The organism is Collinsella aerofaciens (assembly GCF_901212495.1).
GTDB lineage: Bacteria > Actinomycetota > Coriobacteriia > Coriobacteriales > Coriobacteriaceae > Collinsella > Collinsella aerofaciens_H.
Window position 1 is genome coordinate 4598 of record NZ_CAAKNY010000083.1, and the last position, 15081, is coordinate 19678.

The 15081-nt window shown below is 58.6% G+C and carries 11 protein-coding genes, 1 tRNA gene and 1 pseudogene; 12 read left to right on the top strand and 1 reads right to left on the bottom strand.

The window, feature by feature from the left end; genetic code table 11:
• Positions 1 to 101 precede the first annotated feature (101 nt).
• Together SFLMC1_RS10155 and SFLMC1_RS10160 are read left to right on the top strand one after the other, a co-directional pair.
• Positions 102 to 2543, top strand: coding sequence for a tetratricopeptide repeat protein (locus SFLMC1_RS10155; RefSeq protein WP_152074779.1), 2442 nt, complete (start codon positions 102 to 104; stop codon positions 2541 to 2543).
• A 205-nt stretch (positions 2544 to 2748) separates the two neighbouring features.
• A tRNA-Ser gene (locus SFLMC1_RS10160) sits at positions 2749 to 2839 on the top strand.
• Between the two features lie 323 nt (positions 2840 to 3162).
• Here the strand turns inward: SFLMC1_RS10160 and SFLMC1_RS10165 are convergent.
• The gene (locus SFLMC1_RS10165; RefSeq protein WP_152074778.1) at positions 3163 to 4503 is read right to left on the bottom strand and encodes a D-alanyl-D-alanine carboxypeptidase family protein; all 1341 of its coding nucleotides are present in this window, start codon (positions 4501 to 4503) and stop codon (positions 3163 to 3165) included.
• Between the two features lie 197 nt (positions 4504 to 4700).
• Here SFLMC1_RS10165 and SFLMC1_RS10170 point away from each other — a divergent pair, with 197 nt between their 5' ends.
• The 10 genes and pseudogenes from SFLMC1_RS10170 to htpG all read left to right on the top strand — a co-directional run bounded on the left by SFLMC1_RS10170 (position 4701) and on the right by htpG (position 14870).
• Positions 4701 to 5396, top strand: a complete 696-nt coding sequence (locus tag SFLMC1_RS10170; RefSeq protein WP_152074777.1) for a response regulator transcription factor — start codon at positions 4701 to 4703, stop codon at positions 5394 to 5396.
• Positions 5397 to 5421: 25 nt separating this feature from the next.
• Positions 5422 to 6660: a sensor histidine kinase gene (locus SFLMC1_RS10175; protein ID WP_152074776.1), complete on the top strand. Its 1239-nt coding sequence runs from the start codon at positions 5422 to 5424 to the stop codon at positions 6658 to 6660.
• A gap of 103 nt (positions 6661 to 6763) precedes the next feature.
• Complete coding sequence (pstB, locus tag SFLMC1_RS10180; RefSeq protein ID WP_222838069.1) at positions 6764 to 7639, top strand: phosphate ABC transporter ATP-binding protein PstB; 876 nt, start codon at positions 6764 to 6766, stop codon at positions 7637 to 7639.
• 64 nt (positions 7640 to 7703) lie between these two features.
• Positions 7704 to 8432 carry a response regulator transcription factor gene (locus tag SFLMC1_RS10185; protein WP_152074775.1) on the top strand — a complete coding sequence of 243 codons (729 nt, stop codon included), beginning with the start codon at positions 7704 to 7706 and terminating at the stop codon, positions 8430 to 8432.
• Positions 8433 to 8435: 3 nt separating this feature from the next.
• On the top strand, positions 8436 to 9860 hold the full coding sequence (locus SFLMC1_RS10190) for a sensor histidine kinase (protein ID WP_152074774.1): 1425 nt from the start codon (positions 8436 to 8438) through the stop codon (positions 9858 to 9860).
• Positions 9861 to 10037: 177 nt separating this feature from the next.
• Positions 10038 to 10694, top strand: a complete 657-nt coding sequence (locus SFLMC1_RS10195; RefSeq protein WP_152074773.1) for a YveK family protein — start codon at positions 10038 to 10040, stop codon at positions 10692 to 10694.
• A 2-nt stretch (positions 10695 to 10696) separates the two neighbouring features.
• Positions 10697 to 11434: a CpsD/CapB family tyrosine-protein kinase gene (locus SFLMC1_RS10200; protein ID WP_152074772.1), complete on the top strand. Its 738-nt coding sequence runs from the start codon at positions 10697 to 10699 to the stop codon at positions 11432 to 11434.
• A 17-nt stretch (positions 11435 to 11451) separates the two neighbouring features.
• On the top strand, positions 11452 to 12102 hold the full coding sequence (locus SFLMC1_RS10205) for a tyrosine-protein phosphatase (RefSeq protein ID WP_152074771.1): 651 nt from the start codon (positions 11452 to 11454) through the stop codon (positions 12100 to 12102).
• Between the two features lie 39 nt (positions 12103 to 12141).
• Positions 12142 to 12642 carry a GNAT family N-acetyltransferase gene (locus tag SFLMC1_RS10210; RefSeq protein WP_152074770.1) on the top strand — a complete coding sequence of 167 codons (501 nt, stop codon included), beginning with the start codon at positions 12142 to 12144 and terminating at the stop codon, positions 12640 to 12642.
• A 201-nt stretch (positions 12643 to 12843) separates the two neighbouring features.
• Positions 12844 to 14870: pseudogene (gene htpG / locus SFLMC1_RS10215) on the top strand (molecular chaperone HtpG).
• Positions 14871 to 15081: the final 211 nt, after the last annotated feature.

Below are 15081 nucleotides of genomic sequence, written 5' to 3' on the forward strand. Positions count from 1 at the left end.
AAAGGAGCTATTTCTCATCGACTCGTGTAAGATTTCGAGTATGCGCCTCGATGAGCCCGTGGCGCGCTCTTTCTTTAGACGACCGATCAGGGTGATATTTCGTGGCAGAGCGTCCGACATACAAGCTCAGGTTTCTCGATCCCAACAAGCGCTTTCCGGCCATGCCCGAGCAGCCTGCGGGACGCTCGTATGGCGTGGTCTGGAAGCTCTTTGGTGAGGACCCGCATGAATCATGCTATGTCGTCGAATTCGTCGGTAAAAGCCATGTGTCGCTTTTGGGCTACGTGAGCGTTTCGGGTGAGGTCTATAAGGTGGACTGTCCCGTTAACGAGATATCGCTGCCCGACGATCCCGACATGCAACTGATTCTTGACAAGTCCGATTCCAACATCGGTGAGATCGCGGTCAGGGGTACCGATGGGACGATGCACTCCCGGGCGCGAGTCATCGGCTCTCCCGAAGGCACCATGCGCGAACAATCCGATTGCGAGACGTGGAATTCGACGCGCAGCCTTCGCTACGGCGAGTTTATGGCCTCGATGTTCTTGCGTTACGTGATATTCGCCGATTCTGAAAACGCTGTCTCAGGCACGGCAGACGGTGATGACCTTGACGAGGGTATGAAAAATGCCATCGACAAGATCAAACTTGTAAAACTCCCCGAGCCGGTTGAGGTACTGCTGGGTTTTGATTCCACACCGCTGCCCGATGCAATCGAAACGTTGCTCTACCGCATTGACCATACAGATAATCCAAGTGGCATTGAGCGCTATGCCGCCGCTTTGATGGGCGAAGTCGATCTGCCTCGCCTGCGCACCATCGCGGCCAAAACCGAAATGAGCCTGGCGCGCATCGATCGCTCGAGGCTCTTCTATCTCAATTTTGACCGTAGCCTGCTGGACCAGGACGAGATTGATACCCTGTTAGCCGTCGAGTGCCGCCTGAACCGCCTATCGGGCATCCTTGAGCGTATTGGGGCAGGGTTGGGCCCCGTTGCCTCGTCGCCAAGCTTTGAGGGCTGCTCGCTCTTTGACCTATGGCATATCAGCAAGACGACAAACGACGTTCCTCGCCTGCTCGAAACGCTGTCGAATGACAACCCGTGGGCCAAGCCGGGGACGGTTGCGTGCCAGCCGGGTGGCGAGTGGGACGTTCGCGCCCGCTTTGCACGTATCGTAGAAGCGCTCAACGTGGTCACGCGGCTCGACTACACCTATCGAGCGAACGTCGCCGAGGGCATCATGCTGGTGCGATTTGGCCGCACGGTTGTCGATGCTATGCCGCAGCGCGAATACGATGCTCAAGATGACGCCTGGCGCGAGGTGGATGAGCCTAAGCGCGCAGCATGGGCCACTGAGCATGATGCGCGTATTGCGCTTACCCTCGCGGCGGCTTGCTTTGCTTCGGGTGCTCGCATCACGCGCTGCTACGTGCAGATTGCGGCTCCCGACGGCGAGCAGGGCGAGCGCGTTGTTGAAACGTACTCCTTTGGCCGTGCGGCCTATCTGGCCGATTGCGTTTCTATCGCCAAGGATCTTGAGAGCATGGATATGGACGACATGCCCTGCAAGCATTTGCTCGAGAAATATGAGGCAGATGTGCCGGACATGATTGAGCCTGCGGAGGTTCACGCCCGACCACGCGATGACCATCGTCCATTGCCGCCTGCGCTTCGCGATTTGCTGCTCGCTGATACGGCTGACGAGCTTGAGGTCATGGAGGAGGACGACGATCCGTATGTCGCCCGCGTCATCGAGCTGCGCGAGCAATCCAAAGTTGACCGAGCTGGTGCTTTCGAGGGCTTTTCTCGCCTTGTCGAGGAGCTGGAAGCCAAGTGTACTGTTGCTGAGCTTTTGGCAACGGGCCCGGTGCAGACCCAGTTCTGCGACAACCAGCTGGTGCGCATGGTGCTGCCGGTGATGGAGGAGGACCGTTCCGTGCGTATCCTTCGCGCTCCCGATGCGCTGTATTTTGCCCAGCACGAGATCTGCAGCTTTTACGCCGAGCAAGAGGACTTTGAGCGTGCGCTGCCCGAGGTGCGTCGTCTCTACGATTTGGCGCGCTCGTCCATGCAGTCTCACTTTGCCCTGGTCAACGTGCTGGCACGCTTGGAGCGTTATGACGAGATTATCGAGGTAGCGCGCCACGGCCTGCGCATTGCCAGCGACCGGCCTTCGATCGGTTACCTGTTCTATCGCCTCGCGTTTGCCTATTGGAATTGCGACCAGCTCGAGCTGGCGCTGGCATGCTATCGCCTGGTGCCGCGCGGCGAGGAGTCGGGCGGCAGTGCGCAGGAGGAAATGCAGGGCCTTATGAACGAGATGGGCGTCATCAAACCGCCCACGTTTGAGGAGGCTGTCGAGACCATCCACAAGGCAGGTCTTGAGCTGCCGCCGGTGCCCGCCGTGACCAATCAACTCGCGGATGCCGCCGTGCAACTCGTCGATAACGGCTTCTTTTTCTTGGCGCGCGGCTGCATCTATCAAATGTGGCGCACCATGGGCAACGACGAACTCGGCTCCCTCAACCGCTCGCTGGGGTAGGGGGCAGTCTGTAGATGTTACAGATTGAGACATTTGCGGATGGCGCCGGCTATTTGTCTAAATCTGTAACATCTGGACGAAGATTCGGCCTGTACCTGTTACAGATTGAGATGATTGGCTGAGACGTCTACTGGCAAATTGGAATCGCTTCATAATTCCCCCTTGCCCATCTTCGACTGTTTGGTTACTATAGAACGGCTGTTACGGAGAGCTGACCGAGAGGCCGAAGGTGCTCGCCTGCTAAGCGAGTATGCCCCAAAAGGGCATCTGGGGTTCGAATCCCCAGCTCTCCGCCAGTAAGACTTTAAAGAAGGGTTCCGAAAGGGACCCTTTTTTAGTTGAACCACGTTAGCTGGGGATTCGAACCCGAGAGGGCACGGGCGTTAAACAAACGCGAATGCGTTTGTAGCCCGTGGGCGAAAAGCCGCTAGGCTTTGAAGCCGGAGGGCATGCGTAGCATGCCCGGACATCCCCAGCTCTCCGCCAGTATGACTTGAAAGAAGGGTCCCATTTGGGGCCCTTTTTTGGTGCGGAGAAAGGAGGCTGGGGATTCGAACCCTCAAAAAATGAGGCGCCCCGTTGGACGCCTCATTTGGTTCGATGTGATAACGCTTTGGCCCTACACCTCAGGAGCCTTGGCTACGGTTTCGCTCTCGGCTGTGAGCGGGCGGTTGTCGATGCGGCGGCCCAGGCGGTCGAGCTTCACGAGCAGCCACTCGATGGGATTGGGCCCCGTTCCTTCCTCGTCGGCGACCAGATCCATGACGGCGATCTTGGTGCCGTCCTGCTTCAACGTAACGCTGCCCACCTTGTCGCCAACATGCACCGTGCCCGAAAGGTCATCGTAGCTAACCTTTTCGGTCACTTTGCCGGCGAGTGAGAACGCCGTTGCCCGTGCGTCGGGGTCGGCGAGCGTGGCGTCGATCGTCTTGTCCGTCCAATCTGTCTGGCTAATGCGTGCCATGAGCGGGTTGCCGTTGGCGGTCTTCTCCTGTGTATTGGCGATCGCGACCGTGACCTTGTGGCCGTAGTACCAGTTGGCAAGGGTGGCGGTATCGGTAAAGCGCTGGTCGGTGGTGGTGGAGTTCAAAATAACGGTGTAGATCTCGTCGCCGTCGCGGTTGTAGGCGCTCGTAAAGCAATAGCCCGCGTCGTCGGTGGTGCCGGTCTTGCCGCCAATGTTTCCGTCCTGACCGAGCAAAACGTTGTGCGTGTCCATGGAATGCGAATGGTCTGAGCCATCGGCGCCCGCGACCTCAATCCAAGAATCCTCGCTCGCGACGACTTTACGAATCGTATCGTTTTTCATGGCCTCCTGCATCATCAGTGCCACGTCATGTGCTGTTGAGTGCATGTCGCCGGCCCACTCATCAAAGTCTAGACCGTGTGGGTTCTCAAAGACCGTGCCGGTGCAGCCGAGCTTCTTGGCGCGCTCGTTCATGGCCTTCACAAAGGTCGCCTCGGCGTCTTTGGTCTTGGGGTCGATCTTTTTGCCAACGTACTCGGCAAGCGCGATAGCGGCGTCGTTGCCCGAGGGGATCAGCAGGCCGCGTAGTGCCTGCTCCACGGTGAGCTCGTCGCCTTCGAGCAGACCGGCAGTCGAGTTGCCTACGGTGGCGGCAGCGTTGCTCACCGTGACCCTCTCGTCCATCTTGCAGTTTTCGACGGTTAGGATTGCGGTCATGACCTTGGTGATCGAGGCAATCTTGACCTGCTCATCGGCGCCGCGGGCATAGTAGACGGTGCCGTCTTTGCCCATGACGAGGGCATTGGTCGCATCGATATCGGGCAGGTTTTCGGCCGTGATGCCGCGCGCATCGGCGGTTTTGCCGCAAACAATGTCGGTCGTGAGTACTTGGGCACCGGCAACAGCAGGTACGCCAGCGGCAAGGGCGATGGCGCAGGCAAAGCCGGCGGCAAGCTGGGCGGAGCGCTTTGCAAAAGAGGTGAGGGACTTCACAGATTTCGCTTTCGACGGGATGGTCTCTTCTGACACTAAAGTATATCGTTTGCCGGCGACGACGATCGTTGCGTGCGCGCATGGCCCGCATTCGTGCTCGAACGGGCGCAAGGGTGCTTAAGGTCGACTTAATCGCCCGCGCTTGTTGTGTGTGGCGGGCGCCGTCTCGGGCATAATGGAGCGCGAGAGGAGCACGCATGAACGAGCGCATACTGGTAGTTGATGACGAGAAGGCCATCGCCGACCTGGTTGGTATCTACCTTACAAAGGAGGGCTTTGACGTCCAGATCGCCTACAGCGGGGCCGATGCGGCCAAGGCAATTCTGGAGCAAGAGTTTGACCTGGCACTGCTCGATGTCATGCTGCCCGATATCGATGGTTTCGAGCTGCTGCGTACCATCCGTGTTAGCCATACCTATCCCGTAATTATGTTGACGGCACGCGATGCCCAGCAGGATAAGATCGAAGGCCTTTCTCTTGGCGCGGACGATTACGTGGTCAAGCCGTTCCGCCCGCTGGAGCTCATCGCGCGCGTTCATGCTCAGTTGCGCCGCTACACCAGCTACGGTAGCCGCGCGCAGGCAACCGAGTTGCCGACCCTCCAGCTCGATGGCCTCGAGATCAACCGTGACGCTCGCTCCGTGACGGTGGACGGTGCGCCGGTGCGCCTTACGCCCATCGAGTATTCCATCTTGCTGTATCTGGCCGAGCATCGCGGCAGCGTAGTGCCCGTGGAGGACCTGTTCCGCGCGGTGTGGAACGAGGACTTTATGCCCGGCTCCAACAATACGGTGATGGTGCACATTCGTCACCTGCGCGAAAAGATCGGTGACGACGCTCAGAAGCCGCGTTTTATCAAAAACGTTTGGGGCGTCGGCTATATCATTGAATAACGCCTTTGTTTGCGAGGACATGGACATGACAAAAGACGATAAGCAGGCGTTTGAGGTGCCCGATCGGCTCTTTGAATATATAGGAGCGGTCGTCGATAATCGCGTGCTTGCGACGGTGCTGTTCTTTTTGCTGAGTCTGCTGCTGATCGGCATTGATAACATCGCCGGTATCTTGGCGGCGCTACTCATCGGCTTCTTGCTGATCGATCGCTTTGAAATCGTGCGTCGTTGTGTCGTGATCGGCGGTGCCGCGTGGGCCATGACGCTGGCGATCGGTACCATGGCACTCGGTGGCATTGAGGGACCGGCGCTGTTCGATGCCGGCTTTGTATTCAACATGCTTGGCTTTGTCTTGGCGCTCGCCGTATGCGTCCTGTTCTTTTGCGGCCGCGCCCTGTACTACCAGGGCTATGAGCAGGGTGAGCGGCATTCCGACCGCGTGCTTGCCGCCCGTATTCAGGATCGCCTGATCGATCATCCCGACGCGTGGGACAACATCGACGGCGACTTCCTGGAGGTCGAGGGTGTGCTCAACCGTGTGCGCGATCGCGAGCGCAAAGTCCAGCAAGCCCTGCGTGACGAGTCACATCGCAAGGACGATTTGGTCACATACTTGGCGCATGACCTGCGCACGCCGCTTGCCAGCGTGGTGGGCTACCTTTCGCTGTTGCAGGAGGCGCCTGACCTGCCGGTTGAGCAGCGCGCGCATTTTACGGACGTTGCGCTCGACAAGGCGCACCGACTCGACGCGCTTATTGAGGAGTTCTTTGATATCACGCGCTTTGACTTCCACGATATTGTGCTCACGCGCGGCTACGTCGACCTGGGATTGCTGCTGGCGCAGGTCGCCGATGAGTTCTATCCCATTCTCAACGAGCAGCACAAAGATGTCCACGTTGATGTGCGTGAGGACCTGACGGTGCTCGTAGATGGCGACAAGATGGCTCGCGTGTTCAACAACATCATGAAAAATGCCATCGCCTATAGCTACGAAGGATCGACCATCACGATTGAGGCTGGGCGCCAAGATGACGGTGGCGTGCGAATTCGCTTTATCAATCAGGGTGATCCGATTCCGGCGGCTAAGCTCAAGGTGATCTTTGAGAAGTTCTATCGCCTGGATGCGGCGCGTGCGACCAATCGCGGTGGTGCCGGTCTGGGCCTTGCCATCGCCAAGGAGATTGTCGCGGCACACGGCGGTACCGTTGCGTGTGAATCGACGCCCGAGCACACGATATTCACCATCGAGCTGCCCGCCGCATAGTCAGCGTGCCCTTACAAACACTTGACAATGCGCTCACGTGCGTATGAGCCGCGATTTCTACTATCGATACTGCTGAATTGATATCGATATGGAGGTATGCGGTATGACGGCTGCTGCGGCGATGGAGCCTACGGAGCTTGAGGAACTCATGGAGGCGCAGGCCGAGGCCGCGCACGAGCGCGAAGTTGGGGATGCGACTCGCCCCACGGCGCAGGACCTTGCCGCCTCGCCGACGCGCATCGATGTTGAGGGCCTTGACCTGTTTTACGGCGACCATCATGCGCTCAAGGACGTGAACATCAAAATTCGCGACAAGCAGATTACCTCGTTCATCGGGCCTTCGGGCTGCGGAAAGTCGACGCTGCTGCGCTGCTTTAACCGTATGAACGACGGCATCAAGGATTGCCGCATTGAAGGCAAGATTGCACTCGACGACCAGAATATCCTGGGCGATTACGATATCTGCCGCTTGCGCCAGCGCGTGGGCATGGTGTTCCAGCGCCCCAATCCGTTTCCCATGAGCATCTACGACAACGTCGCCTACGGTCCTCGCGGCATGGGGGTGCGCGACCGCGTCGTGCTCGACGAGCTGGTCGAAGACTCCCTGCGACGCGCCGCACTGTGGGACGAGGTCAAGGACAAGCTCAAGGAATCGGGTCTGGGTCTTTCGGGCGGCCAGCAGCAGCGTCTGTGCATCGCCCGTGCACTGGCCGTGCAGCCCGACATTCTGCTGATGGACGAGCCGACCTCGGCGCTCGACCCCGTATCGACGCTGGTGGTGGAGCAGCTGGCCTGCGAGCTCAAGGAGACCTGCACGCTGGTGGTCGTTACGCACAACATGCAGCAGGCTGCGCGCATCTCCGACTCGGTCGCGTTCTTTTTGCTGGGCGAGCTGGTGGAGCATGCGCCCACTGCCCAACTCTTCAAGAACCCGACCGATCCGCGCACGGCGGATTATTTGACGGGCCGTTTTGGCTGATACCATCCAGTACAGGCGCCTTTAGGGTTAAGATGCGGTCATGCCGGTCGCAAAGGGGTTCAACATGATCTATTACGTCGAGGACGATGACAACATCAGGGATTTGACGGTCTACGCTCTGCGCAAGCAGGGAATCGAGGCCGAGGGCTTTTCGTGCGATGGCGAGTTTAAGGCCGCCGTGGCGCGACGGGTGCCCGATGCTGTGCTGCTCGACATCATGTTGCCCGATACCGACGGCTTGGAGATTATGCGTCGTCTGCGTGCCGATCGCCTGACGGCGACGGTGCCCATTATGATGCTCACCGCCAAGGACACCGAGCTCGACAAGGTCATGGCGCTCGATGGCGGCGCCGACGATTACCTGACCAAGCCGTTCTCGCTTATGGAACTCGCAAGCCGTTGCCGTGCGCTGCTGCGCCGCGGCGGCATGGTCAAGCAGGCGAGCGATGTACTCAGCGTGGGCGATATCGTACTTTCGCCCAGCCACCGCGAAGTGACTGTTGCCGGTGAACCGCTCAAGCTCACGCTGCGCGAATTCGACCTGCTCGAGTACCTCATGCGCAAACCTGGCGTGGTCTTTACCCGCGAGTCGCTGCTGCAGAGCGTATGGGGCTGGGACTTCGACGGCGGTTCGCGCACCGTCGATGTACATGTGCAGACGCTCCGCCAAAAGCTCGGCGAGCATGCGAGCGCCATAGAGACCGTGCGCGGCGTGGGCTATCGTCTGGCCGAGCCTACGGCCGATGACGATGCCGAAGGAGCCGACAGCGCGGCTAGCGCATCGGAGGAGTAGCTCGTGGTCTTAGCCCCCCAGGGAAAACGCACCCTGTCGCATCGCGTGTTCGCGACGGTTTTTTTCTGCGCTATGGCGGTTATCGTGGCGTTTACGGTGCTGGGCGCGTTCTTTGTGCAAAATACCCTGGCAGACGCCACGAGTGCCAACCTTTCGCAGGAAACCGAGCTTATTGCCGCTGCCCTCAATGAGCAGCAGGAGCCTATTGCCTTTCTGCGCAGTCTCGATCGCGAGGACTTGCGCATCACGCTGATCAACAAAGACGGGTCGGTTGCCTACGACAACGAGGCGTCGCCTTCTATGCTGCCCAATCACGGCGATCGTCCCGAGGTCGTCAAGGCTTTCGAGAGCGGATCGGGTTCTGCGGAGCGCGCAAGCTCCACGCTCGACGAGATTATGCTGTACCGAGCTGTCCGACTTAATAACGGCCAGGTTGTTCGCTTGGCGCAGGCCCAACCTGGCATTGCGGCTATTCTCATGTCTCTTGTGGCGCCGATGCTGCTTATCGCGGCAGCGGGCGCGGTGCTCTCGTTTTTCCTTGCGCGCCGCGAATCCCGTGCCATCATCGCGCCGCTGCAAGAGGTCGATCTGGACCATCCGCGCCGCAGCTACGAGCATGCTTATGCCGAGATGGTTCCCATGCTCGAGCGCATTGAGTCGCAACGCCAGGAGCTCAAGCGTCAGATGGCGGTGCTGGCGGACAACGACCGCATGCGCCGCGAATTCACGGCCAATATCACCCATGAGCTCAAGACCCCGCTTACGGCAATCTCGGGCTATGCCGAGCTCATTGCGAACGGTATGGTCGAGGGCGAGGACGACCTGCGCAACTTTGGCGGCCGTATCTACCGCGAGGCGGGCCGCCTGGCAGCGCTCGTTAACGACATCCTCACGCTTTCCAACTTGGACGAGGCGGAGCGTGCGAGCGATGGCGAGGCAGTGCCCATTGGGTCCACGGAGCCCATCGAGCTCTCTCGTGCCATTTTGACGGTGGAACAGCGTCTTGAGCAGGTTGCCCGGCAGTCGGATGTGACCATTGGGCACGAGACGAAGCCCGTGGTGATCGAAGGTGTGCCGCGCCTGATCGACGAGCTGATCTATAACCTGGCAAGCAACGCCATTCGTTATAACCGACCTGACGGTACGGTCACACTGTGCTGTGGGACCAATGATGAGGGTCATCCGTATCTGTCTGTTGCCGACACGGGTATCGGTATTGCGCCCGAGGAACAGGGTAAAGTGTTCGAGCGTTTCTACCGCGTGGACAAGAGTCGTTCTAAGGCGCGTGGCGGCACCGGTCTGGGTTTGGCGATCGTCAAGCACGCAGCTCTGTACCATCACGCCTCGATTGACCTGTCGAGTGAGCCGGGCGTGGGGACCACCATTACGGTAACGTTTCCCGTACAGCAGGACGAATCATTCGCGTAGCAATGCGGCAACCGTGTTGTTTTGACGCCGCACCGGGGTTGCCGATGCGGCGTTATTATTGCGCAACATCGCCGTCTGTGCTGTATCTTATGTATAGAGTTCGGGCATGGCAGGAAAGATGCGATAACATAGGAAAAGTTTTGTCGATATGAACTTGGGAAATGAAAGGCAAGCTGCATGACCCTTCTCGAACTGTTCCAGCTGCTCAAAAAGCACCTCAAGCTGGTTATCGCCCTTCCGGTGGTCTGTGCAATCGCCATGGGCGTGGTGTCCTTCACTATGATGGACAACACCTACACCGCCACGACGAGCATGTACGTTCTCGCCAAGACCGACGATAGCGGTCAGATGAGCTACAACGATCTTTCGGCGAGCCAGATGCTTTCCAACGATATCGCCACGCTGCTCGATAGCGATAGCGTTAAGGGCGGTGCTGCCAAGGATCTGGGCCTCGCCGATCTGGATGACTACAAGATTTCCGTTTCCTCCGAGACCACGACGCGCGTCATCACGCTTTCGGTGACGGGCACCGATGCCGAGAAGACGGCGGAGGTGGCAAGGGCCATGGCCAGCTCGGTGAGCACGGTCGCCCAGAATGTCGGTGCCGCTCAGAGCATCAACGTTATCGATAAGGCTAAGACCCCCGAATCCCCCAGTGGTCCCAAGCGCACGCTGTACGTCGCCGTTGCGTTCCTCGCCGGCGTCTTTATCGCAATTGCCTATGTCGTTTTGGCAGATATGCTCAACACGCGCATCCGCGGTGTCGAAGAGGCAGAAGAGCTCCTTGGTATTCCCGTTGTCGGCCGAATTCCGGCTATGAAAGGTGGTAAATAGGCATGGCTAGGGCTAAGAACACTGATAAGCTCGTTGTACAGAATGCCGCCAAGACCCTTCTGGCTAACATTCGCTTTGCGAGCGTGGACGACCCCATCCGCACCATTACCGTTACGTCCTCGATTCCCAACGAGGGTAAGTCTACGGTTTCCATCAACCTGGCCCAGGCTATCGCCACCAGCGGCAAGAGCGTCCTTCTGGTCGAGGGAGATATGCGTCGCCGGTCTCTTTCCGACATGCTTGATGTCCGTTCGCGTGGTGGACTCTACGCAGTCCTGTCCGATCAGATTTCCATCGACCAGGCAATCGCCGAGACGGGTCAGAAGAACTTCTACTTCCTTGATGCTGAGCCTCATATTCCCAATCCTGCCGACATCATCGTGTCTCACCGTTTTGCCAAGCTGGTTAAGGCGTTGTCTGCCAAGTTCCAGTATGTCATCTTTGACGCTCCTCCGGTCGGCACCTTTATCGATGCTGCCGAGATCGCCAGCCTGACTGACGGCACGCTGTTTGTGGTGCGCGAAGACTTCACCAAGCGCGAGGAGGCGCTCAACGCCATCGCTCAGCTTAAAAAGTCCGAGAAGGTTAAGCTCATCGGTACCGTTATGAATTACTGCGAGACCGAGACCAGCGAGTATTACTATTCTTACTACACCAAGGAAGGTAAGAAGGTAAAGAACGGCTCCGCTGCCCAAGGTGCTTCTAAAAAGGGCACCTTTACCAACCGGGCAAATGTTTAGTTGATTAAGGTCGACCTATGCGCGACATTCATTGTCATATCTTGCCGGGTGTAGACGACGGCGCCGCCGATCTTGATGAGAGCTTGGCGATGCTTGCAGCTGCCAAGCAGGCTGGCGTAACCAGAATCGTCTGCACCCCGCACTGCCGTGATCCCTATTTTGACTACGACAAGATGTGGGATGCCTTTGAGTTATTGCGGGATAACGCGGAGGGCTTTCCGCTTCAGATGGGCTTTGAGGTCAACCATCGAAAGCTCGTCGAGCTGGGCATCGACACCGCGGAATACCTGCATTTCGATGGAACCAATGAGTTCCTGCTTGAGCTTTCGACGCATGCTGACGCTTATGCGTTTAGAGAGTACGAGAGTACGATTTACGATTTGCAATGCCGCGGCTACCAGGTGATTATCGCTCATCCCGAGCGATATCGTGCGGTTCAGAAGGATGTGAGCGTTGCAGAGCGTCTGGTCGATATGGGCTGCAAGCTGCAAGCTTCGGCAGACTTTATCGCCGGCGGCCGCTTTGGCCGCGAGAAAAAGCCGGCGCAGCGTCTGTTCGATCAGAACTTGTACAGCTTTATTGCGAGTGATGCTCATAACGTGGGGCACTACGATTGCTTGGCGAAAGCTTGCGCGCAGTTTAGCGTTCGCGGCGCTCATTTTCGCTAAAATCTGTCCCTAACGTTCGCATCGAATGAAGGGGCAGCCATGGATATCCAACTTAAGACGGGTTGCTTTGAGGACGCGGCGCTGGTGCGCCGCGCCGTTTTTATGGACGAACAGAGCTATGAAAACGAGTTTGACGCTATCGACGAGGCTCCGAGTTGCATCCACGTGACGCTCTACGTTGACGGCGAGCTCGCTGGCTGTTCGCGCGTGTTTCCCGAAGAGCTGGAGCGTGCGGCAGATGCCGAAGCCCCGGTGTCGCCGGCGTGCGACATGGACGAAGGCATTGCGGCGGGGGAGACCTACATTATGGGGCGCGTTGCCGTGCTGCCGGGCATGCGCCGTCGCGGTTTGGCGAGCAAGATTGTCGAGGCGAGTGATACGTGCGCGCGTGATGCCGGCGCCAAGCTCATTAAGCTGCATGCGCAGGAGTATGTGCTGCCACTCTACGCCAAGGCGGGCTACACGCAGATCGCGCCGGTGGACTATGAGGACGAAGGCCAGCCCCACGCATGGATGGCCAAGCTGCTGGGCGACAGATAGGGACGTTCCTTTTCTGCCGGCAGTTTGGGACACTCCTCGACAATTGGCGCATGGGGCATTGCAACATACAGTTTTTCGGTTCCGTTTGTATATATGCGCGCTAATGGGTTATAAAATCTAAGTCTGAACATAGCAGGTCTGCGATGCGGCTCGGGCAACCGGGCCGTTTTGGCGGGCAGGGGTAGCGCGAAAGGACTGCACATGCGTCAATTTAAGACTGAGAGCAAAAAAAACTGCTCGACCTCATGATCAACTCCATCTACACCAATAAGGAAATCTTCCTGCGCGAGCTTATCTCCAATGCGAGCGATGCCGTCGACAAGCTCAACTTTAAGAGCCTGCAGGATCCGAGCGTCAAGCTCGACCAGAGCGACCTGGCCATCCGTGTCTCCTTTGATAAAGACGCCCGCACCATTACCATCTCGGATAACGGTATCGGCATGACCGCCGAGGAGCTCGAGCGCAACCTGGGCACCATCGCCCATTCCGGCTCCGAGGAGTTTAAGACCGAGAACGCCGAGCAGCAGGGCTCCGATGTCGACATCATCGGCCAGTTTGGCGTGGGCTTCTACTCTGCCTTTATGGTCGCCAGCCACGTGAAGGTCGTCAGCCGCGCCTATGGCGAGGACACCGCTCACGTGTGGGAGTCCGACGGTCTTGAGGGCTACACCATCGAAGACGGCGAGCGTGCCGAGCACGGTACCGATGTCATCCTGACGCTGCGCGAGAACGAGAAGCTCGACGCCGACGGCGAGGCCGAGACCTACGATCGCTTCCTGACCGAGTGGGGCCTCAAGAGCCTGATTCAGCAGTACAGCAACTATGTGCGTTACCCGATCCAGATGATGGTGTCCAAGAGCCGCCAGAAACCCAAGCCCGAGGATGCGCCGGAAGATTACAAGCCCGAGTACGAGGACTACCAGGAGCTCGAGACCATCAACTCCATGACGCCGATCTGGAAAAAGCGCAGCTCCGACGTTGAGCAGAAGGACTACGACGAGTTCTACAAGTCCACGTTCCACGACTTTGACGACCCTGCGCGCACCATCAGCTTCCATGCCGAGGGCACGCTCGAGTATGACGCCCTGCTGTTTGTGCCGGGTCGCGCCCCGTTCGATCTGTACAGCAAGGATTACGAGAAGGGTCTGGCGCTCTACAGCTCCAACGTGCTGATTATGGAGAAGTGCGACGACCTGCTGCCCGATTACTACAACTTTGTCCGCGGCGTCGTGGATTCCGCCGACGTGTCGCTCAACATTTCGCGTGAGACGCTGCAGCAGAACCGTCAGCTCAAAGCCATTGCCAAGCGTGTCGAGAAGAAGATTACCGCCGATCTCGAGGACATGCGCGACAACGACCGCGAGGGATATGAGAAGTTCTTTGAGAACTTTGGCCGCGGCCTTAAGTACGGCATCTACTCGAGCTACGGCATGAAGGCCGGCGAGCTCGCCGACCTGTTGCTGTTCTGGTCTGCCAAGGAGCAGAAGATGATCACCCTTGCCGAGTATGCCAAGGGCATGCCCGAGGGCCAGAAGGCGATCTACTACGCCGCCGGCGATTCGCGCGAGCGTCTGGCCAAGATGCCCGTCGTGAAGGGCGTGCTCGAGCGCGGTTACGATGTACTGCTGCTGACGCAGGACGTGGATGAGTTCACCTTCCAGGCCATGCGTGAGTACGTGGCTGTCGATATGCCCAAGGTCTACGAGGATGACGCTGCTCGCGAGGCTGCCGAGAAGGCGGTTGCCGATGGTGCCGAGCCTGAGGTCGAGGATCGCCACTTGGAGCTTAAGAACGTCGCGACCGGCGATCTTGACTTGGCGACCGAGGACGAGAAGAAGGAGGCCGAGGACGCCACCAAGGAGAACGAGGACCTCTTTAACGCCATGAAGGAGGCGCTCGGCGACAAGGTCGAGAAGGTTGCCGTCTCTGCGCGCCTGACTGACGCTCCCGCCTGCATCACCACCGAGGGTCCGCTTTCGCTCGAGATGGAGAAAGTGCTTCAGAAGGGTCCCGAGGGCGCGCCCGACGGTATGCCCAAGAGCCAGCGCGTGCTCGAGCTGAACGCTAGGCACCCGGTCTTCGCCAAGCTCGTCACTGCCCAGAAGGCGGGCGACACCGACAAGATCAAGCAGTACTCCGGCCTGCTCTACGACCAGGCCCTGCTCGTCGAGGGCATCCTCCCCGAGGACCCCGTAGCCTTCGCCGCGGCCATTTGCGAACTCATGTAACTTAAGTTACGCGGTTCTACGAACCGCGTAACGGCTCGACGCTGCAAACCCGCCAGAGCGGCAATCTGCCTTTCAGCTTCAGCGGCATGACCAGAAGGTCAATGCCGCTTCGCTTCAAGGCACCTTGCTCGCTCTGGCGGGTTTTCGCTGCCGTTGCCAAAACATCGGCGCTTCCGTTGTTGTAGTCATTGGGGACGTTCTTAAATGACTA